A 20268-nucleotide genomic window follows, 5' to 3' on the forward strand; every position below is an offset into this window, starting at 1 on the left:
AAAGACGAGGTGCCGGTGGCGCCCGCCGGGAGGGGCAAGAAGCGTTGCGGCCCCGCCACAAGCCACCGACGGCCTGCCCCATAAGAACCTGATCACGGTGTTGTGTGACCTCCGTTGGTTCGCTCCGGAGCAGTTCTGATCGCGCCTGCAGTCTCTTGCCGGGCGCCGGGCGGAAAATGGGCAGGACCGGCGACTGGTTCGCGATCGCACGGATCCAGACCTGCATCGAGGTGCGCTCGTGCGCTGTCCCGTGGTGGAATCGCAACCTCGGATTCCGTCCGACGACTCGGTTGATCCGTGTGACCTCGTCATGGGCTTCGCCTTCGTCGCCCGCCGTCGTCGGCTCAGAGCGACCGGCCCAGGTGCGCTTCCGCGCGCTCGACTCGGCCTGGGCGGAAGCGGCGATAATCGACCGTGATGACATGCGTTCGTGAGGCTCGACAACAGTGAACAGCGTGACGCCTTCCTCTCCCGGCGTGTCCGCCCGCATGAGCAGGCAGGCGAGCAAGGACACGAGTGTCGAGCTGGCCGTGCGACGACTGCTCCACGCGGCCGGGCTGCGTTATCGCGTGGAGTACCCCGTGCCGGGCATGCCTCGGCGGCGCATCGACGTGGCGTTCCCCCGGGCCAAGGTCGCGGTCCTCATCGACGGCTGCTTCTGGCACGGCTGCCCTCAGCACGCCACCCAGCCGAAGGCCAACGCGGACTGGTGGCGCCGCAAGCTGGACCGGAACATGGCCCGCGACCGGGAGACGACGGAGCATCTGCTCGAAGCCGGGTGGACGGTGCTGCGGTTCTGGGAGCACGAAGCTCCCGCGGAAGTGGCCGTACGGGTGGCGGCTGCCGTGGAGCAGCGTCGAACAGAACGAACCAGGGGGAGAAAAGAGTGAGCGGACTGAGCTTCGTGGATGTGTGTGCAGGGGCGGGTGGACTTGCCCTCGGGCTGGAGCAGGCGGGGTTCGAGCCGCGTCTGTTGCTGGACGACGACGAGCTCGCTGTCGCCACTCTGCGGACCAACAGGCCGCAGTGGAACGTGCTTCACACCGACCTGCTGGAGTTCGACCCGGCGGAGCACCCCGTGAGCTACGACGTGGACCTCCTCGCGGCAGGCCTGCCGCGGGTCAAGTCGAGTGCGACCGTCAGTCGGGCGGACTCGCGTGTGGAGGAGCGACTGCTGGAGGCCACGGTCTACCTCGTCCACGCGATCCGGCCTCGGGCGGTGCTCATCGAGAACGTTCCCGGGCTCGCTCACGCGGACGAGTATCAGCGGTTCCGTGATTTCGCCTGTGCCGAACTGACGCACTTGGGTTACGAGTTCAGTTGGTTCGTCGTCAACGCCGTCGACTTCGGCGTACCGCAGAACCGCAAGCAGGGCGTGCTGGTGGCCGTCGAACGAGAGCGGGCCGAGGCGTTCCGGCCTCCGGCAGCCACGGTGCGGGAGCCGAGGACGGTCGGTGACACCTTGGGCGCGAGCATGGCGTCGCGCGGTTGGCCGGACGCCGCCCGTTGGGCCGCCCAGGCCGATCAGCCGGCTCCGACACTGGTCGGTGGCTCGAAGAACAGAGGCGGCGCCGACCTGGGACCGACCGGGGCCAAGCGGAAGTGGGCCACCATGGGCGTCGACGCGCACACCGTGGGCAACGAGATTCCCGGCCCGGACTTCGTGTGGGATCCCGAACTCGGCAGGGGTGGCATGGTGAAAATCACAGTCGAGCAGGCGGCGTTGCTGCAGGGCTTCCCCGAGTCATGGGAGATCGTCGGACTCAAGACCGCACGGTACCGTCAGATAGGACACGCGACTCCGCCACCGGTCGGAGAGGCGTTGGGGCGGGCGGTGGCCGAAGCGCTGGAGGGGGCCTGGGCAGTGTCCGCTGCCGGCTAGACTTCCGCCACATGACCAGCACGCCGCGCCATCAGCCCATCCTCGACAAGCCTTTTGTCCTGGATCTGTTCGCAGGGCCCGGCGGGCTGGACGTGGCCGCACACGTGCTCGGTGTGCCGAGCCTCGGCATCGAATGGGACAGGAGCGCCTGTCTGACGCGTTACGCGGCCGGTCTGGACACCCTCCACGCCGACGTGAGCACGGTCCGCAGGGAGGCCTTCGAGTCGCTGCCCCCGGAGATCAACGTGCTCGCCGGGGGCCCTCCGTGCCAGACGTACTCGGTCGCCGGAAGCGGTGTCGGCCGCAAGGCCCTGGACGAGGTCAAGGGCTACATCGAACGGCTCATGGCGGGGAACTCCGACGAGAAGATCGACGAGAAGCTGAAGGAGCTCAGCGATCCGCGCACGGCGTTGGTCCTCGAACCCCTTCGGTACGCGATCCAGGCGACCAGAAGCCCGAACCGCGGCAACCGGCCGTACGACGTCATCGTCCTGGAGCAGGTCCCCGCAGTGGAGGCGCTCTGGAGGCATTACGCCCTGGTGCTGGAGAACATCGGCCTGCCCGACGGCACCAAGTACAAGGTCGAGGTCGGCGTCCTCGACACCGAGACGTACGGAGTTCCGCAGACGCGGTCGCGAGCCGTGCTGATCGCTCGCCGTGAGGGGCTCGGTGAGCCCTTCCTTCCCGAGCCGACCCACCGCGCCTACGAGGCGAAGGATTGGAACCGCAGGAACGGCCAGGACGCCTTCCTCGCGCATCAGCCGGCCCTCGACGATGAGATCGCTCCCGAACCGGTGACGCGCCGAGGGAAGGCCGAGGGGCCGCGGCCCTGGGTGTCGATGCGCATGGCTCTGCCCGGGCGCGAGAAACCGTTCCTGGTGCGCTCGAACTACGGCAGCTCCGGACACCCCGGGCGCCGCGGCGTACGGACCGACCAGCAGCCCGCCGCCACCGTCACCGGCCGCATCTCGCGGTTCGTCGTCTTCGAGCACCTGGACGAGAACATCGTCTACGAGGGCCCGCGGTTCAGCATGAACGAGGCGGGGATGCTTCAGAGTTTCCCGCCGGAGTACCCATGGTCGGGCACGGCGCAGGCACAACAGGTGGGCAATGCCGTGCCGCCCCTCTTCGGTGCGCACCTGCTGAGCGCCGCGCTGGGCCTTCCCGCTCCGGCCCCGGAGGCTCTGCGGAAGCCGTGGGTGCCGGCCACGGAGGAGCAGCGGGCCAAACTGCGCAGCCACGGCTGCGGGTCGGCGGACGACTGCACCGCCCGCTGCCCGCGCCCCGAGGACCAGACACCGCCGCGCTCCACCCCGCGCAAGAAGAAGGCATCGGCAGAGTAACCACGGCGGTCGCCGGATCAGACCTCGCTCTTCCTGCCCCTGACCGGCGCGGTCTCGAACAGCTCGGTGAAGTGGTCGACGAGCGCGGCCACGGACTCCTCCGGGACACGGTCCTCGTCGGGTCCGTCCGGGAGAACATGGCGCGACACCGGGGGCGCGGTCTCCGCCTCCGCGATCCAGTTCCGGTAAGGGGTCGGGTCCCTGGGCTCGTCCGGTGCGAGGACGTCGTAGACCAAGGTGGCCCCGGCCGCGTTGACAGCAACGCTCAGGCCGTTGATCTCTCGCCCTGTGGTGATCTTGCCGCTCTTCACAAGGCGGACGAGGGCCTGGGCGGTGGGACGGTGGTCGATCAGGTCCCTGCGCAGAACGGTGTGGATCAGGTCCTGGTTGCCACATGCCACCTCGACGGGCTCGTAGTCCGGCCCGTTGCGGAACAGCTCGGCCGCCCACCACAGACGGGAGAAGCACTGACGGTCCGTGGGCCCCTGGAAGCGCTCCGCGGGGATACGCCGCTCCGGCCGTGCCGCCGTCGGCTCCGACAGGTGCCGCCAGGCCACGTAGTCGGGAGCCACCGCCAGCGCGAGGTGTGCCCACAGGCGCTTGTCCGCCGCCTCCCGCCGCGTGAGGCGCAACGTGGCATGGAGCCTCGGCGCGAGCCACGCGTCCGCGCGGGTGCGGTCGTCGCGGAACTCGAACATGGCGTCTTCCACCAGGCTGCGGATCGGCTCGACCGCCCATCTGGCATCGTCCTCGGGGAGCGGTTCGACGACCTTGGCGAGGTCGATGCCGGCGTGGACCTGTTCGGCCTTCAGCAGTTGCTCGGTGAGGAACCTGTCGGCTGCCGATGCGGGAAGCAGGGCCAAGCGCTCCGGTACGTGGTCGGGCTGTGTGATCATTTCTCGCGCTCCCGGTTCGCTTGTTCGAGACTGCGGATGGCATAGCCCAGCGCCCTGGACGCCTCGGCGCGTCGGATCGCCGCGTAGTGGATACGCGTCTGGAGCTCGGCCCAGCCCGAGTCGCCGGTGCGCCGGCGATGCACCTGTCGGAGAGCCTCCTCGACATGCACGCCGGGGATGACGTCCGGGAGCATCTCCCGCAGCACCTCGCCCTGCCAGTCGGTGGGGAAGACCGGGCTGCCACCGGGCTCCACCTCCAGGTCACCGATGGCCCCGTGGAACACGGCGGTCCACACGTCCGTGGCCATCTGGGCGACCAGGAGGTCGCCGACCTTGCTCTCCACGCCGGAGCCGCTGCTGTCCAACAGCCCTACGATCCCCTCGACGTCGGTGTTCACGAAGACGGTGGGCACCCTGGCCGAGGTGTCGACGATCCAGGGCGCGTCGGCGTAGGCCCGCAACCATTCCCTGGAGCTCCTGGTGAACGAGGACTTGCGGACCTCAAGTTGGAGACCGCTGACCGGCTCGTCGGAGACCGTGTCGACGATCCAGCTCCGGTCTGTCTCGGCGATCGACCGTCCCGCCACTCCGTCGACGGTGCCGACGGCGTACACGGCAAGGGAGGCGCGCCCCATGTGGTCGTCGCGGAGCAACTCCAAAGAGCCCGACCAGTCACGGCTGTCCTCCGCGTCACGCGCGAGGTCCGTCGAGGTACGGACGTTGGTCTCGCCGTCCGTCAGCACGGCGAGTACGCGCACGTCGGACCAGGCCGCGTCCGGCGCGTCGGCCCCCGGGGGCAGGGTCGCCGAGAGGCCGATGGTGGCGCTGACCCAGTCGTCGTGCCCCGCAATGCCCAGCGCGACGGCCTGTTGCTGCGTCGAGTACGCGCTGGTCTCCAGCTGGTCCCGCGTACCGTCCGCGAGTTTGAGGGAGACGGAAGTCACCCGGAGGGTGATCGGGCGGTTGAGGCGCTTGTAAGGGTAGATCTTCACGCGTCACTCCCCCTTGCCGGCACGCAGTTCGAGCACCAAGCGGGTCAGCACGGTCCTGACCGGGTGGCTGGTGACGTCGGTGGCTCCTCGGAACGTCGCACGGCGGACGCCATGGGCGAAGCGGAGGGTGCCGTCCTCCACCTCGCAGCCCTCGACGGCCTCGAGTTCCGCCCAGTCGAGTTTCGGCCGGCCGCCGGAGCGCACGTCCAACAGGGCGACGGGCACCATGGGGACGATCTCGTCTCCGCGCGGGATGCTGATCTCGGCGGTGATCCGCCACTCCCCCGCCTCGCCGATCTTCGCGTCAAGCCCGTTCAACACCGGGATCACGGGGCCCGTGGGCACCTTGGCCTTGGGCCGGTTCTTGACGGTCAGCGCCTTGCGCAGGGCTTCGCCGCCTTCGCGGTTGCTGCGCTTGGGGCGTGCGACGAGTTCCCTGATCGCGTTGTTGACCTCCTTGGTCAGTCCCTCGATCCGCCGGTACGCGGAGGGCGACCAGCGCAGGGTCAATTCCTCCGTCTGGCTCCAGCGGTCGTGCTCGGGGGGTTCCGCCGCACGCAGGAACTCCTCGGCCTCCTTGGCGAAGGGGGCCGTTTGTCCGGCGGCCTCGCCTGCCAGGAGAACCGCCTGGAACGGGTTGGTCCCGATCGGCAGTCTGGGGACCGTGGCCTTCTTCACGGTCATGCGGTTGCCGCGCAGCGAATGCACCTGATTGATCGGCCTGTCGTTGTCGCCGGCCGCCTCGGTGACCAGCAGCACCGCCTGGTGGGTCCCGAGCGTGCCGCCGGCAGCACCACCCGACAACGGCAGCTTCAACGGGACGTTCCGAGCGGCAACCTGCCCGGACTCGGTGAGCCGATCCACCGTGGTGCCCTCGTAGTAGGCCCGCAGGGCACGGGTCCTGGCGGGCTGTTCGACGGAGGGGTCCACCTTCGTCTCCTCCACCACCACCTCTCCGTCGTTGCGCAGAGCGCGGACCGAGACCTCCAGAAGCGGGAGTCGGCCGCCGCCACCGGTCATGGCGGCCCAGAAGTCACGGCCCAGCGCCTGGACAAGCCGTTTGTGCATCCTGCGGATGTCGCGCGTGTCCTCGTCCTTCTCCTCCTCGACGATCTCGTCGTCGAGGTCGGACGTGCTCGCCTCCAGACTGGCCACGTCGTGCGCGCCGACGATGAGGAAGGACGTACCGGGTTCGTCGTTGTCGCGGCTCAGGTACAGGCGGGCCACGGTCTCCTCGTCCGCCCACCACGAGCGGGCCACTTCGGCGCCCGGCGAGTCGGGATCGGGGCGCCCGAACCAGGCGGGGCCCGCGTACGTGCGACCGTCGACTTCCCGCCACGGCAGTTCGAGACGGCCGATCATCCGTCGCTCGGTGCGTCCCTCATGGGGAACAGAGAGAGTGGAGTTGATGAGCACGAGCCCGAGCGCGCTGGTCGCCCACAACGTGGCCTTGCCCAGGCCGTACGAACCGCCAGCCGAGCGCCCGGACTTGAGGCTCTCCAGCTGACGCCTGACCACGGCGGCGAACTTGCCGTCCGCGTAGTCGTCGCCGGTGAGGCCGGAGGCGTTGTAGTCGTCGACACGCAGCAGGACCAGACGACCCTTCTCGTACATGTCGCGCACACCGGCGTCCACGACCCGCCCGACCTTCTGGTTGCCGGCGAGTTCCGAGACGGCCGAGTAGTGCGGGAAGAGATCGTTCCAAAGGATCGCGTCACGGAAGGCGTCAAGGTGTTCCCCGGTCAACTCGTGCAGGGTGTACCGCACTCGGACGGGGCGGCCGTTCTCCGTCAAGCGCTCGTCGAGGCTGTTCTGACAGGTCTCGCGCGCGAGCACCTGTACGTCCGCGTCGAAGGCGAAGGCGGCGGCATTGCCCAGTTCACGGCCGCCGTCGGGGTAGCCGGGACGGTGGTACCACGTCACCGGGAGACCGGCCTGAGTGTCGGTGGTGCGCGTGTGCACCGTGCCGAGATCCGTGCCGAGCGCCTTCGCGATGTCCGCCATCACGGTGGGGCGGGGGGTCGACCTCCCAGTGATCCACGCGGAGACGGCGGCTCGGGTCAGCCCGAGTTCCTCGGCCAGTTCGGCCTGCGTCTTCCCCGCGAGCTTGAGCTGCCGAGCCAGCCACGGCCCGAACTCCTCCCCTGTCTCCACGCGCCACCTGCTCTTCCTCTGAGTCGTCCCGGTGACGCTAATTTGACACCATCGATCTTGTCAACCAATGGTTAACGGAACCACTTCGACGGGTCGCTGACACTGACGCCCGAATTTCCCCACATTTGCCCCTTTCGTCGACACACCTTCCCCCCACAGGAAGCGGAACGGCCAACTCCCCTAATTGGCCGACGACTTGACGGTTGCGCCATCGCCTCGGCGCCACTACCGTGATTATCGATGGGGCATCCATCCCGCTCGCACAATCTGCATCCGGAGCGTCGGGCGGCCGGGGGAAAAGTGCGCCCGAAATCATTCCGGCGCAAGAGGGGACAGCTATATCACGCCCGCCCGCCAGCCACACAAAAAGCATTTCCCCAAACCGCTGGCAACCCGAGGTCTCCGCCCAGTAGCGTGATCGAGGGAAAGAACAATCCCACGACTTGCACAATTCCTTCTTCACGGGGGCGTGTCCCATTGCACCCCTGTACGAACAACAGCGAACGATGCGACAGGGGGGCTCAGAATTGGACGACAACGATAGCGGTACCTTGCTGCTCTCGGACCGGGAGCGCAACGCCTTGTGGTTCGACATCCATTCGGCGGCGAGCAAGGCCGAGGCGGCCGATGTTCTTCACCGGCACGATGTGTCCGAGGACGACTTCGGCAAGGAGTTCCCGGACTTGGCCAAGGTGGTCCAGCTGCTGCCGGACTAGGACACCGCGGGTCGACACCGGACGTCCGCCGACCTGAAAGCCGCCTCCACACCCGCGTCTTCGACTCGTACCGAGGACGCTCTCGACCGACCCGGAACACGCCCGACCGCCACGGGCCGGCTTCGCGCAAGCTGCTGCCGGCCCGTCCGTCGCCCACCTTTCGTCCGTCTCCACACTCGGGAGCCCAGAGCAGTGCCGTCCTCTTCCTCCGCAGTCGTCGAAACCGTTCTCGAACAGTCCGCCCGTGTCCTACAGACCTATGCCGTGGACCCCGGTCTCGTGGCCGAGCACGCCAATGGCGAACGCCGCATCACGCAGGGCGGATACGGCGACCGACAGCTATTTGAACTCGTCCAGAATGCGGCCGACGAAATCGCGGACGACCCCGGAGGGCGAATTCACGTCGTCCTGACGGACACCCATCTGTACTGCGCGAACGAGGGCAACCCGGTGACCCCGGAAGGCGCGGAGACCATCCTTCGAATGAGCATGTCGAAAAAGCGCGGCGGTCAGATCGGGCGTTTCGGGGTCGGCGTGAAATCCGTTCTCGTGGTGACCGACACCCCGGAATTCTTCAGCAGTAGCGGCAGCTTCGGATTCAACCGGGCCTGGTCCTACCAGAAGATCAAATCTGTGCCCGGTGTGACGGCGCGCTACGGCCCGGAATTCGACGCCCCCGTCCTGCGGATGGCCCGCCCGCTCGACATGCAGGCGGAACGCGCCGTCGACCCGGTGCTGGACGAGCTGCTGACGTGGGCGACCACCGTCGTTCGTCTGCCTCTGTTGCCGAAGGCCGACGAGCGGCTCGGCCGAGACATGCACGGCGGGCGGGGCAAGGACCACGGCGAACCCCGCGACGAGTTCCCGGTCGGCTTCCAGCTCTTCTCCCCGCATGTCGCGAAGGTCGTGCTGGAAGACCGCCGGCCCCGCCCCGTGGCCCGTCGGGTCCTGACCACCCACCGGTCGGGTGACCTGCACACTGTGGTCGAGGAGCGCACGGGCAGGACGCCCTCCACTGAGCGGTGGCGCGTCTTCACCGTCACGCACGAGCCCGGGCCGGCGGCTCGCGCCGACGCCGGGGAGCTGCACGACCGCATCACGCTCGACCTGTCCTGGGGTGTCCCCGCCCTGGAGAAGGACCACGAGAGCGGCTTGTACGTGAGCCCGCGCTCGCGAGGTCGCGGCAAGTTCTGGTCCTTCTTCCCGACCAAGTACGAGATGTCGTTGAGCGGCGTCCTCAACGGCGCCTGGAAGACCAACGAGGACCGCCAGAACCTGCTCGATTCCTCGCCCTTCAACCAGGAGATGATCCGCAGGTCGGCGCAGTTGGTCGTCGATTCGCTTCCCGCTCTGGCCCCCTCCGAGGACCCGGCCGCCTACCTGCCTCTGCTTCCTGGCCGAGTCAAGGAGGCCATCAGCTGGGCCGACGAGTTCCTGACACGGGAGATCTGGACCCGCGCCGCGCGCTGTCCCTCGCTGCCGGACCAGGACGGTGTCCTGCGCGTACCCAGGGCACTCCGCGTCCACCCACGGCTCGACAAGGACCCCAGAAAGCTGACCGGTTGGCTGCGGATGTGGCACGAGTGCCCCGGACGTCCGTCGAACTGGCTGCACCCGAGTGCCGAGGCCGACTCCCTGCGCTCCGGAAAGGTCGAGCACATCCTCGGAGCGGCCGGACACGGGCGTGCCGAGGTCCGTGAATGGCTGGAGGCCCTGGTCGAGAACGGCACGCCGGAGGCGTCGGCGGTGGCCGTCCGCATCGTGGCGGACCTGATCGAGCAGAAGTCTCCGCATGCTGCGGAGTCCCGCAAGGCCCGGATCGTGCTCACCGAGGAGCACGGTCTCGTCGCGCCGGTGCACGGCAAGGTGTTCCGCAGGGCCGAGGACCAGGACGGACTGCGCGAGTCCACGGTGTACGTGGTCACCGAGCTGGCCCAGGACCCGTCGCTGGCCCATGCCCTCAACGTCCTGGGCATCCGGGAGGCCGATGCGGAGGGCCGGTTCATCAGCGTCCTCGACCAGGGCTTCGACCACTACACCGACTCGGACTGGCTGCGGTTCTGGGAACTGTTCCGCCGCGCCGGGGTCCGGCGACTGACCCACAAGGTGCTGGAGCGGGTGCCCGCCCCGCGCTCGACCCTCCGCGTCCGGACCGCCGACAAGCGGTTCCGGCCGATCGGGGACTGCATGCTGCCCGGCGTCGTGGTCGACACGGACCGGGACCCCGCCATGGCCGTCGACATGCACTTCCACGCCGACGACACGCACTTCTTCTCCTTGGTCGGCCTGAAGGACCGACCGACAGGAGGAGTGCAGCCTGAGGCGGGCGAGGAGTGGTTCGAGGAGTACCGGGCGGCCGTCCATGCCTCCTACCTGCGCACCCTGGACAGCAGCGCACCCCGGCCTTCGCTGACCCGGATGAAGGTCGAGGGTGCCGCGATCGGCGGCCAGCTCCACCTCTTCCGTCATCTCTCGCCGGAATCCCGCGCCCGTTACCTGAAGGCGCTGCCCGACGACGCCGTGGTCGCCAACTGGACGCGGCAGTTCGGCGCCCAGACCAGCACCCGTCAAGCGGTGGTGTCGCCGATCCGGTGGATGTTGCGGAAGTACGGCAGGGTCGCCACCTCCCAAGGGCTCAAGCCGCTGGCCGAGGCGGTCGGCCCCGAACTCGCCGCCTACCGCGACGTACTGCCCGTCGCCGACATCTCCGCCGAGAAGGCCCGCCGGCTGCGACTTCCCAGCACGATCGAGGAGGTTCCGTCCGACCGCTGGGAGGCGCTCCTCGACGAGGTGTCCCGCAGTGAGGACGATGTGTTCGTCGGCACCACGTACGTGATGCTGACCCGCTTCGGAGCGGACTTCCCCGGTGACTCCTTGACCCGCTGCCGGATCGGCGACATATGGGGCACCCGCCCTGACGGTGAGATCACCCTGGCCGTCGGCGAAATCGAGTACCGGGCCCTGCGCGCCGAGCAGCTCCCGGCTCTGCTCGTGCAGACGACCGCGGACGCCGAGCTGATGGTGGAGAAGTGGGGCATGCTCCGCTACTCCGACGTGATCAGCCGGGAGACCCGCGAGGTACCCGAGGGCGATCCCGTGCCGCTGGTCGAGCTGTTCCCCGCCCTGCGGCAACGTCTGAACAGCGGCACCCGGAACTGCATGGTGCAGCGGTGCACCGAGCTGGAGGAGGTCACCCGCACCCCCAAGGGCACGCACGCCTCCCCCCTGGACGCCGTACGCCAGGACAGCACCGTCAAGGTCCGCGTGCCCCTGGAACCCGAGCCGATGCTGCGGCTGATCGACCGGGAACTGGGCCTCGGTCTCGGCGCGGCCGGCTGCCGTGCGGTGCTGGAGCACCAGGAGCGCATGGCCCGCGACGGCGAGCTGAAGGCGGCACGGAAGGCCGTGCGCGAGGCGGAGGACGTCGTGACCAAGATCGAGTTGCTGATCGGTGCGGACGCCCTCAGAGCAGGCCTCCCGGAGGGGTTGATGGAGGCCGAACTCCAGGCGACCGGCGGTGTGGAGCCGTCCCCTCGTCGCATCGCCCAGATGGCGTTCAACGCACACGGCGACGGCGTGCTCAAGGAGCACGCCCGTGACATCCAGGCCCGCTTTCCCGACGCTCCGGTGTCGTACGGAGGTTCGTCGGCCGCCATCGCGTTCGTCTCGGACCTGAAGCTGCCGATCACGTTCGCCGGTTCGCGGGCCCCGTCACCGCCCCCGTTCGAGACCGTGGAGGGCCCGCGGGACTTCCCGAGCCTCCACGACTACCAGGAGGACCTGGTCCGCAACATCTCCACCATGCTCGACCGGCTGGCCCCGCAGCGCGGCATGCTGTCGCTGCCCACCGGCGCGGGCAAGACGCGGGTCACCGCGGAGGCCGTCATCCGCTGGGTGAAGCGGGTCGGCGACCTCAGGGGTCCGCTGCTGTGGATCGCGCAGACCGAGGAACTGTGCGAACAGGCCGTGCAGAGCTGGAAGTTCGTCTGGAACAAGGTCGGCGCGGAACGCCCTCTCACCATCAGCCGCTTGTGGAGCAGCAACGAGGTCGGGAACGTCGTCGACCATCCCCACCTGGTGATAGCCACCGACGCCAAGCTGGAGAGGTGCTTGAGCACGGACCAGTACGCGTGGCTTCGCGAGGCCGCGCTGGTGATCGTGGACGAGGCGCACACCGCCATCTCCAAGCGCTACACCGAGGTCCTGAGCCTGCTGGGCCTCACCCAGTACGAGACCCGCAGGCATCTGCTCGGCCTGACCGCGACCCCGTTCCGCAACACCAATGAGGACGAGACCCGCCGGTTGATCAACCGCTTCGGCAGGCGACTCGACGAAGGGGTCTTCCCGTCCGGCGACCCGTACCACGACCTGCAGACGTGGGGCATGCTCGCCCAGGTCGAGCACCGGACACTGGAAGGCGGCCGGATCGAGCTGAGTCGGGACGAGAAGACGCACGCGGAGCGCATGGCGATGCTGTCCCGGGCCGCTGAGCAGCGGCTCGCCGACGACCACGCGCGCAGCCGACGCATCGTCGACTCGGTGGCCGAACTGCCCGAGGACTGGCCGATGTTGCTCTTCGCGACGTCCGTGGACCACGCCAAGTATCTGGCAGCCATGCTCAACGACCAGGGTGTGCCCTCCGCCGCCGTGGACTCGACGACCAGTGCGCAGGACCGTCGCACCCGCATCGAGAATTTCCGAAACGGCCGCATTCGCGTCCTCACGAATTACGGTGTTCTCACCCAGGGGTTCGACGCCCCGTCGACCCGTGTCGTGGTCGTCGCGCGGCCGGTCTTCAGCAGGAACGTCTACCAGCAGATGATCGGTCGTGGTCTGCGCGGCCCGAAGAACGGCGGCAAGGACACCTGCCTGATCCTCAACGTCAGTGACAACATCGCCAACTTCGACACGCAGCTCGCGTTCACCCAGTTCGAGCACCTCTGGAGCCGCAAGTGACCGACGTCTACCTCGACAGCCCCCCGCTCACGGCCGAGCAGCGGGCTGTGGTCGAGCAGCCCTGGGACGCGCGCGTCCTGGTCACCGCGGGCGCCGGGGCGGGCAAGACCCACACCCTGGTGCGCCGGCTGGACGCGCTGTGCGGTCACGAGGACCCGGACGAGGCGCTGGAGGCATCGGAGATCCTGGTGCTCACCTTCTCGCGGGCCGCCGCCCGTGAGTTGCGCGAACGCATCGCGCGGCACGGGGAGCGGGCCCACCGGGTGCGCGCCCAGACCTTTGACGCATGGGCGTACGGGGTGCTGCTGCAGGCGTATCCGGATCGGGAGTGGGGTGGTGCCTCCTTCGACGAGCGGATCCGCGCCGCGACCGAGGCAGTCGAGAAGGGAGCACTGGAGGCAGGCGACTCGGTGCCTCCCACCCATGTGGTGATCGACGAGGTGCAGGACCTGTTGGGCGACCGACGGGAACTGGTGGAGGCGTTGCTCGACCGCTACCAGGACAGCTGCGGTTTCACCGTGGTGGGCGACGCCGCCCAGTCCGTCTACGGCTTCCAGATCGAGGCTCGGGAAGAACGGGACGCCGAGACCGGCCGGTTCTTCGAGTGGCTGCGGTGTTCGTTCCCCGACGATCTGGTCGAGCTGCACCTCACGGAGAACTTCCGGGCCGTCACCACGGAGGCGCGGCTCGCACTGAGGTACGGTCCCCGGCTCCAGCAGGTGCGGGACCCTGACGAGGCAGCCACGCTCTACGAGGAACTGCGCGAGCTGCTCCTCGACCCGGCGAACGCGCACGGCGACCTCACCGAGGCCTACACCCTGCAGGGTCTGCGGGACCTCGACGACACCTGTGCGATCCTCACCCGCGACAACCGGCAGGCGTTGGTGGTCTCGCGACTGCTCCACGAGAACGGCGTCGAGCACCGACTGCGCCGTCCCCTGGAGGAGCGGCCGGTGCCCCACTGGGTTGCGGAGCTTCTGCGCCGTACCGAGGCCACCGGTCTCACCGAGGACCGGTTCCGTTCCCTGCTCGCGGAGATACCACTGGCCCACGAGCCGAACGCGGCGGCCCTGTGGACGGTGCTGCGGCGCGCCACGCGCTCGCCCGGCCGCACCGCGCTCGACCTGAGCCGGCTGCGTCGCCTGGTCGGCGACGGCCGGTTCCCCGACGAGGCTGCCGACCCGGAGACCGCCCGGATCGTCGTCTCCACCGTCCACCGGGCCAAGGGCCTGGAGTTCGACCGGGTGATCGTGCTGACGCCACCGGCCGTCCCCGAGCTGCACAAGCAGTACAAGGAGGAACTGGACCTCCCCGCCGAGGCCCGAGCGCTGTACGTGGCGATGACGCGCGCCCGACAGGACCTCTATTACATGAGTCCCCCCGAGCTGCCCCTGTTCCGGAGAGCCGGCGGCCGCAAGAACGGCCGACGGTACATCGGCGGATGGCGGTCGTACGACAGGTACGGGATCGTCGCGGAGACCGGTGACATCTGCCGGGACGACCCGCCCGGCCACGCGTCGGATGCCGTGGCGACCCAGGCGTATCTCCTTGAGCAGGTCCGCCCCGGGCACGAGGTGGTGCTGCGCAAGCGCCACGACCTGCCGATGGGTGAGATCCAGAGCCCGCCGTACGCCCTGATCCACGACGGACGGGAGATAGGCGAGGCTTCGGAGCGATTCCGGGAGGAGCTGTTCCAGGTGCAGAAGGTCAACCGGACGTGGGACCCGTGGTGGCCCGACGAGATCCACGGCCTGCGGATCGACACCCTGGAGACCGTGGCGGGCGGACTCGCCGCCGGCGCCAACGCCGGCCTCGGCGACCGAGGGGTGTGGATCGTTCCCCGGATCACCGGCATCGGCATGTTTCGCCGCACTGAGGAGAACGAGGAGCAGGGCGCATGACGTACGAGGCAGGTCGGCACTCCGAGCACTACCGGGTGCGGGACGAGGAACTCCTCGTGGGACTCCGTCGTGAACTCTTCGGCCCCGCCGAGGACGCGGCGCCGGAGGACCGGGCCGAAGTCCTCGCTCAGGACGCGCCGATCGACCGCTATCTGACCGGTGTTCTGTACCCGCGTGCCTCGAAGGAGCGGAAGGGCGAGGACGCCGCCGAACAGGACGGCCTGGACGCCGCTCCGGTGTCCACTCGTGGGGACGCTGAGGAGGCCGGCGGCACCGAGGACCTCGGAGTCTCAGGGGACAGGCGGCCCTCTTCCATGGGGCTGACGTTCGCAGTGGCCTCCGAGACAAGCACAATCGTGGTCTCCACGCGGGCCGCCGTCTACGAGCCCACCGACGCAGAGGGCAATCCGATCCCGGCACGCCGCGCCGAGGCCCGGACCACCGCCGAACAGCGGGAACGGTGGCACCGCAGGGAGCTCGACCTCCCCGACGTCCCGATCGACGTGACCACCCCTGTCGGCGACATGCGGGTGGATCTCGACGACAGGGCTCAACTGCGTGTCGTCGTCCGGCGTCCCGATCCCGGCACCGGGACGGTCACGATCACGGTGACGCTGGTCAACAAGCAGAAGGTCGGCGAATGGGACCTTCAGGACGCCTTCGCCCTGTTCCAGTGCGGCCTGAAGGTCCGGGCCGCCGACGGCTCCAGCGCGATCGTCGAACGCCCCGCACCGACCGCCGCGCACGACCCCGAGATCGCCACCAGTCGGCTGTTGCACCGCCACGCGCCGACCTTCGCCGTCGGACACGGCTGCGCCGCCGCGTGGGACTGGGTGCCCTCGCCCATAGGGGTGACCGAAGCTCGCGACGCCGCAGTCTGCGAGGTGCGCACCGAGTTCGTGCCCAGCGTGGAGGTGCTGCTGACCGACTCCAACCCGGAGATCGACAGCTCGTCCCTGTCCATGCTGGGGCTGGCCGAGAAGCCCGACGCCGAGGTGCTGGCGGCATTGGAGGCTCTCGCCACGGGCTACGAGGACTGGATCGACCGGAAGTCGGCCGAGGCGGACGCTTTGGTGGGCGGCCCGCACGAGGACCCGGCGCGGGACCGGGTGAAGGCCTGTCGCGAGGCGCTCGGCCGGATCCGTGAGGGCATCGGGCTGCTGCGGGACAAGCCCGAACTGATGCGGGCGTTCCGGCTCGCCAACCGCGCCATGGCCGACCAGCGCGCGCGCAGCGCATGGGTGAAGGGCGGACGCGTCGGCAGCCCCGATCCGGCAGCCGGCCGCTGGCGGCCCTTCCAGATCGCCTTCCTGCTGCTCTGCATGGCCGGCATCGACGACCCGAAGCACGACGACCGGAAGATCTCCGACCTCCTGTGGTTCCCCACCGGTGGCGGCAAGACGGAGGCGTATCTCGGGCTGATCGCCCTGACGTCCTTCCTGCGCCGCATCCGCAAGGGGCCGAACGGCGGCGGTGTCACCGTCCTCATGCGCTACACGCTCCGGCTGCTCACCCTGCAGCAGTTCGAGCGTGCGGCGATCCTGCTCTGTGCCATGGAGCAGATGCGGCGTCGCACGCCCGAGCTGGGCGACGAGGAGTTCTCCGTCGGCATGTGGGTGGGCCGCTCGGCCACGCCCAACACGCTGGCCGAGGCCGACGCCAGGCTCGCCGAGCTGCGCGCCGACCTCGACAAGCGGCTCGCCACCGAGAACCCCGTGCAGTTGCACGCCTGCCCCTGGTGCGGGACCCACCTCGACGCGCGGAACTACGAGGTCGACGAGGTCGCCCAGCGGATGTACATCCGCTGTCCCGGCGGGGACTGCGCCTTCGCCGACGGACTGCCCGTCCACCTGATCGACCAGGCGGTGTACGACGCGCGCCCGACGCTCGTGATCGCCACCGTCGACAAGTTCGCCTCGATGCCGTGGCGCCCGGCGACCTCCGCGCTGTTCAACCGCGACGACCCGGACGACGGTACCCCTCCCCCCGAGCTGATCGTCCAGGACGAACTCCACCTGATCTCCGGCCCCTTGGGAACGCTCACCGGCCTGTACGAGACAGCCGTGGACGCGCTGGCCGACCACCCCAAGGTGATCGCCTCGACGGCGACCATCCGGCGTGCGGCCGACCAGGGTCGCCACCTCTTCGACCGTGACGTGCGACAGTTCCCGCCCGCCGGCCTGGACGCGCGCGACTCGTGGTTCGCCGTGGAGACCCCGCGCGAGGAGAAGGCCAGCCGCCGCTACGTCGGTCTTCTGGCCCCCGGCACGAGCCAGGCCACGCTGCTCATCCGTACGTACGCCACGCTGCTCCACCGGGCCCTGCACGCCGACACCGACGACAAGGTGCGCGACGCGTACTGGAGCCTCGCCGGTTACTTCAACAGTCTGCGGTTGCTCTCCGCGGCCGAACTCCAGGTTCACGACGACGTCGTGGCCTACTTGGAGATACTCGCCGAGCGCGAGGACGTCGCGGTGCGCCAGATCGCCAACTACTCGGAACTGACCAGCCGTATCGACGCCAGCGAAATTCCCACGCGACTCAAGGGCATCGAGAAGCGGCTCCCCGACGAGGACACCGTGGACGTTCTGCTCGCCACCAACATGATCGCGGTGGGCGTGGACGTGGACCGGCTCGGTCTGATGGCCGTGATGGGCCAACCGCAGACGACCGCCGAGTACATCCAGGCGACGAGCCGTGTCGGGCGCACCCATCCGGGCCTGGTCGCGGTCATGCTCAACTCCGCCCGCGCGCGGGACCGTTCTCACTACGAGAACTTCCAGCACTACCACTCGGCTCTCTACCGCGAGGTCGAGTCCACGTCCGTGACCCCGTTCTCCGCCCGCGCCCGTGAACGGGGCCTGCACGCGGTGATCGTCGCCCTCGCCCGCGTCCTGATCCCGGAGGCCCGCCCGAACGAGGGCGCCGGCAAGATCGAGGACTACGAAAGCGTCCTTCGCGGGCGCATCAAGGACATGTTGCTGAATCGCGTCCGCGCGGTGGACGAGAAGGAACTCCGCGCCGTCGACGACGGCTTCGAGGAGTTCGTCGAGTGGTGGCTCGACATGGCCGACATTCACAACCGGCTGCTCTTCGAACCTCAGAGGGGCAGCCGTGCGCCCGCGCTCCTGAAGCCCTACGACGACGAGTCCGGCGTCGAGGCGTGGTCCACGCTGTGGAGCCTGCGCGACGTCGACGCCGAGTCCGCCCTGTTTCTGGAGGGAACCCGATGACCCCGCCGCCCGCGCGCCGCCGCCGGACCGGAGCGAACGGCTCCACGCCCGCCCTCGGCCTGTTGCGACGCGGCGCGGTCCGTCGCGCCCAGGCGATCACCACGTACGGCGTCGGCTCGCTCGTCGCCGTCGACCACGAGTCCTTCATCGTCTCGGGCCTGGACGAGGCCGACCGGAGCTGGAGCGACCAGGAGGCACCCCGCATCCACGAGCGGCGTCTCGAACGACTCCTCGACGTCGACCACTTCCGGTTGCCGCCATCCTCCGACGACGCCAGCAAGGACGGTCTGCGGGTCCGCCGCTTCCCCTTGATGCATTCCTGCCCCGAATGCAACGAGCTGCAGAGGCATCGAGACTTCTCCCCACCACCCGGTCGGAGCGTCTGCGGCACGTGCGAGGTGGACCTCGTTCCCTCCCGCTTCGTCGTCGCCTGCGAAGCAGGACACCTCGACGAGTTCCCCTACTGGCAGTGGGTGCACCGCTCGACCGACCGTGGATCGGGAGTGTCCGGGGGTTGTGGGGGCAAGCTCAGGATGCGCACCTCCGGGCGTACCTCCTCGCTCCGCTCGATCCTCATCTCCTGCACCTGCGGGAAGGTGTCCGAGGTCTCGATGGAGGGTTCCTTCCGCAGGAGCGCGCTGAAGGATCTCGGGCTCACGTGCCGGGGCACCCGCCCCTGGCTCGGCGCTTCCGTCCCGGCCGGAGGGTGCGGGCGCCCGCTGCGCACGCTCCAGCGTGGTTCCTCTTCGGTGTGGCAGCCGGTGTTGAAGTCGGCCCTCTCCATCCCGCCGTGGAGCAGCGGCCGCGCGGATCCGCTCGCCGGTCATTGGGAGAAGCTCAGGAAGTACGACGACCGCGCGCGCATCGCGGCCTACCTCGACGCCGTCTTCGACGAGCCGTGGCCTCTCTCGCTCGACGAGGTGATGACCCTGCTCGACGCGGAACGCGAGGAGGAAGCCGAGGGCGAAGCAGCTCCCTCCTTCGACCATCGCTACCGCGCCCTGCGCAACAAGGAGTACGAACGTCTGCGCGCCGGCAATGTCGAGAGCGATCACCCCCGTGACGAGGAATTCGTCTGCGAGTCGCCGCTCGGTGACCAGAGCGTGCTCGGTCCGCTGGGTGTCACCGGCCCGATGCTGGTCAAGAAGCTTCGTGAGGTGCGTGCTCTCAAGGCGTTCACCCGGCTCGTCGATGCCGAGTCGACGACCGACCTGAAGGAGATGGCGCTCTCCGAGAAGCCCCTGCGCTGGCTGCCGGCCATGGAGGTCCGTGGCGAGGGCGTCTTCCTGCGCCTCGACGAGGAGCGACTGGGCCTCTGGGAGAAGGCGCCCGCGGTGGCGGCCCGGGCCGAGCGCATGCGGACGGCCCACCAGCGGGTGCTGGAGCAGCGCGCCGACGACCCGAGCCGTGCCGTGCCGTCCCCGGCATCACCGCGCATGGTGCTGTTGCACACCTTGGCCCACGTCCTCATCAACGAGTGGAGCCTGGAAGCCGGTTATCCCGCCGCCTCCCTGCGCGAGCGGCTGTACACCACTGACGACATGGCGGGCGTGCTCGTGTACACGGCGACCAGCGACTCGGCGGGCAGCCTCGGTGGACTCGTGGCGCAGGGCGAGCCGGAACGCCTCGACCCGGCGATCCGTTCGGCCGTCCGCCGGGCCGAGTGGTGTTCCTCCGACCCCCTGTGCGTCGAGTCCGAGGCGTCCGGCACCACCGGGACCAACCTCGCGGCCTGCCACGCCTGCGTGATGCTCCCGGAGACGAGCTGCGAGCACAACAACATCCTGCTCGACCGCGCGCTGCTCGTCGGTACCCCGGACGACCCTGACCTGGGCTTCTTCGCGAACGTACTGGGCCACTGACAGCCGGACGGGTGTGTGACCCCGAGACGGATCGAAGGCGCGTCGATGCCTCACCGCGAGGCGGGGCGTGGCACGGCAGCTTACGCCCCGCCTCTGCCGTGATGCCTTGCTTCGAACAGGTCGCATCCTCATCACGGCCCTCTTCACGCCGTGCCCGACCAAACATCGCGCTGCGCCTCAAAAGGCATGAGCACGATCCAGGACGTCATCCGCGTCACGGCCGTGGGCTCGGAGCCAGTTCAGCATTCGCCCAGAAACGGATGGGGACCACCAGGTTTCCGCCCGCCATACGGCCCAGTGAGCAGCCGAACGGCCCGTCGGACGTATGAAGCA

The 20268-nt window shown here is 69.1% G+C and carries 11 protein-coding genes; 8 read left to right on the top strand and 3 right to left on the bottom strand.

Annotated features, from left to right (window positions below):
• Positions 1-488: 488 nt before the first annotated feature.
• From ACFPZJ_RS03370 to ACFPZJ_RS03380, 3 genes are read left to right on the top strand one after another with little or no spacing between them, the layout of a single operon-like run.
• On the top strand, positions 489-890 hold the full coding sequence (locus ACFPZJ_RS03370; RefSeq protein ID WP_381017314.1) for a very short patch repair endonuclease: 402 nt from the start codon (positions 489-491) through the stop codon (positions 888-890).
• Positions 887-1882: a DNA cytosine methyltransferase gene (locus ACFPZJ_RS03375; protein WP_381016890.1), complete on the top strand. Its 996-nt coding sequence runs from the start codon at positions 887-889 to the stop codon at positions 1880-1882. The genes ACFPZJ_RS03370 and ACFPZJ_RS03375 overlap by 4 nt, the downstream gene beginning before the upstream one ends.
• Before the next feature lie 11 nt (positions 1883-1893).
• Positions 1894-3225, top strand: a complete 1332-nt coding sequence (locus tag ACFPZJ_RS03380) for a DNA cytosine methyltransferase (RefSeq protein ID WP_381016892.1) — start codon at positions 1894-1896, stop codon at positions 3223-3225.
• A gap of 17 nt (positions 3226-3242) precedes the next feature.
• Here the strand turns inward: ACFPZJ_RS03380 and ACFPZJ_RS03385 are convergent, their stop codons facing one another.
• Genes ACFPZJ_RS03385 through ACFPZJ_RS03395 form a run of 3 tightly spaced genes read right to left on the bottom strand, consistent with a single transcriptional unit; the run spans position 3243 to position 7267 of the window.
• Positions 3243-4121, bottom strand: coding sequence for a DUF6339 family protein (locus ACFPZJ_RS03385; protein WP_381016894.1), 879 nt, complete (start codon positions 4119-4121; stop codon positions 3243-3245).
• Positions 4118-5113 carry a hypothetical protein gene (locus tag ACFPZJ_RS03390; RefSeq protein WP_381016896.1) on the bottom strand — a complete coding sequence of 332 codons (996 nt, stop codon included), beginning with the start codon at positions 5111-5113 and terminating at the stop codon, positions 4118-4120. Before ACFPZJ_RS03390 ends, ACFPZJ_RS03385 begins: the two co-directional genes overlap by 4 nt.
• Before the next feature lie 3 nt (positions 5114-5116).
• Positions 5117-7267 (bottom strand): helix-turn-helix domain-containing protein, encoded by a 2151-nt coding sequence (locus ACFPZJ_RS03395; RefSeq protein WP_381016899.1) that lies wholly within the window; start codon positions 7265-7267, stop codon positions 5117-5119.
• 527 nt (positions 7268-7794) lie between these two features.
• Here ACFPZJ_RS03395 and ACFPZJ_RS03400 point away from each other — a divergent pair.
• The 5 genes from ACFPZJ_RS03400 (at position 7795) to drmB (ending at position 19935) form a co-directional block, all read left to right on the top strand.
• Positions 7795-7983: a hypothetical protein gene (locus ACFPZJ_RS03400; RefSeq protein ID WP_381016902.1), complete on the top strand. Its 189-nt coding sequence runs from the start codon at positions 7795-7797 to the stop codon at positions 7981-7983.
• Positions 7984-8175: 192 nt separating this feature from the next.
• The gene (locus tag ACFPZJ_RS03405) at positions 8176-12939 is read left to right on the top strand and encodes a DEAD/DEAH box helicase (RefSeq protein ID WP_381016905.1); all 4764 of its coding nucleotides are present in this window, start codon (positions 8176-8178) and stop codon (positions 12937-12939) included.
• Positions 12936-14840 carry a UvrD-helicase domain-containing protein gene (locus ACFPZJ_RS03410; protein ID WP_381016908.1) on the top strand — a complete coding sequence of 635 codons (1905 nt, stop codon included), beginning with the start codon at positions 12936-12938 and terminating at the stop codon, positions 14838-14840. The genes ACFPZJ_RS03405 and ACFPZJ_RS03410 overlap by 4 nt, the downstream gene beginning before the upstream one ends.
• Positions 14837-18073 carry a helicase-related protein gene (locus ACFPZJ_RS03415; protein ID WP_381016911.1) on the top strand — a complete coding sequence of 1079 codons (3237 nt, stop codon included), beginning with the start codon at positions 14837-14839 and terminating at the stop codon, positions 18071-18073. Before ACFPZJ_RS03410 ends, ACFPZJ_RS03415 begins: the two co-directional genes overlap by 4 nt.
• Entirely contained in the window at positions 18070-19935 is a 1866-nt protein-coding gene (drmB, locus tag ACFPZJ_RS03420; RefSeq protein WP_381016914.1) for a DrmB family protein, read from the top strand. Before ACFPZJ_RS03415 ends, drmB begins: the two co-directional genes overlap by 4 nt.
• Positions 19936-20268 lie beyond the last annotated feature (333 nt).

This window comes from Streptomyces bullii (genome assembly GCF_042657145.1).
Lineage (GTDB): Bacteria > Actinomycetota > Actinomycetes > Streptomycetales > Streptomycetaceae > Streptomyces > Streptomyces bullii.

Coding starts and splice junctions, on each gene's coding strand:
- drmB (WP_381016914.1), top strand. CDS start 18,070: ATGACCCCGCCGCCCGCGCGCCGCCGCCGGACCGGAGCGAACGGCTCC.
- ACFPZJ_RS03370 (WP_381017314.1), top strand. CDS start 489: ATGAGCAGGCAGGCGAGCAAGGACACGAGTGTCGAGCTGGCCGTGCGA.
- ACFPZJ_RS03385 (WP_381016894.1), bottom strand. CDS start 4,121: ATGATCACACAGCCCGACCACGTACCGGAGCGCTTGGCCCTGCTTCCC.
- ACFPZJ_RS03380 (WP_381016892.1), top strand. CDS start 1,894: ATGACCAGCACGCCGCGCCATCAGCCCATCCTCGACAAGCCTTTTGTC.
- ACFPZJ_RS03415 (WP_381016911.1), top strand. CDS start 14,837: ATGACGTACGAGGCAGGTCGGCACTCCGAGCACTACCGGGTGCGGGAC.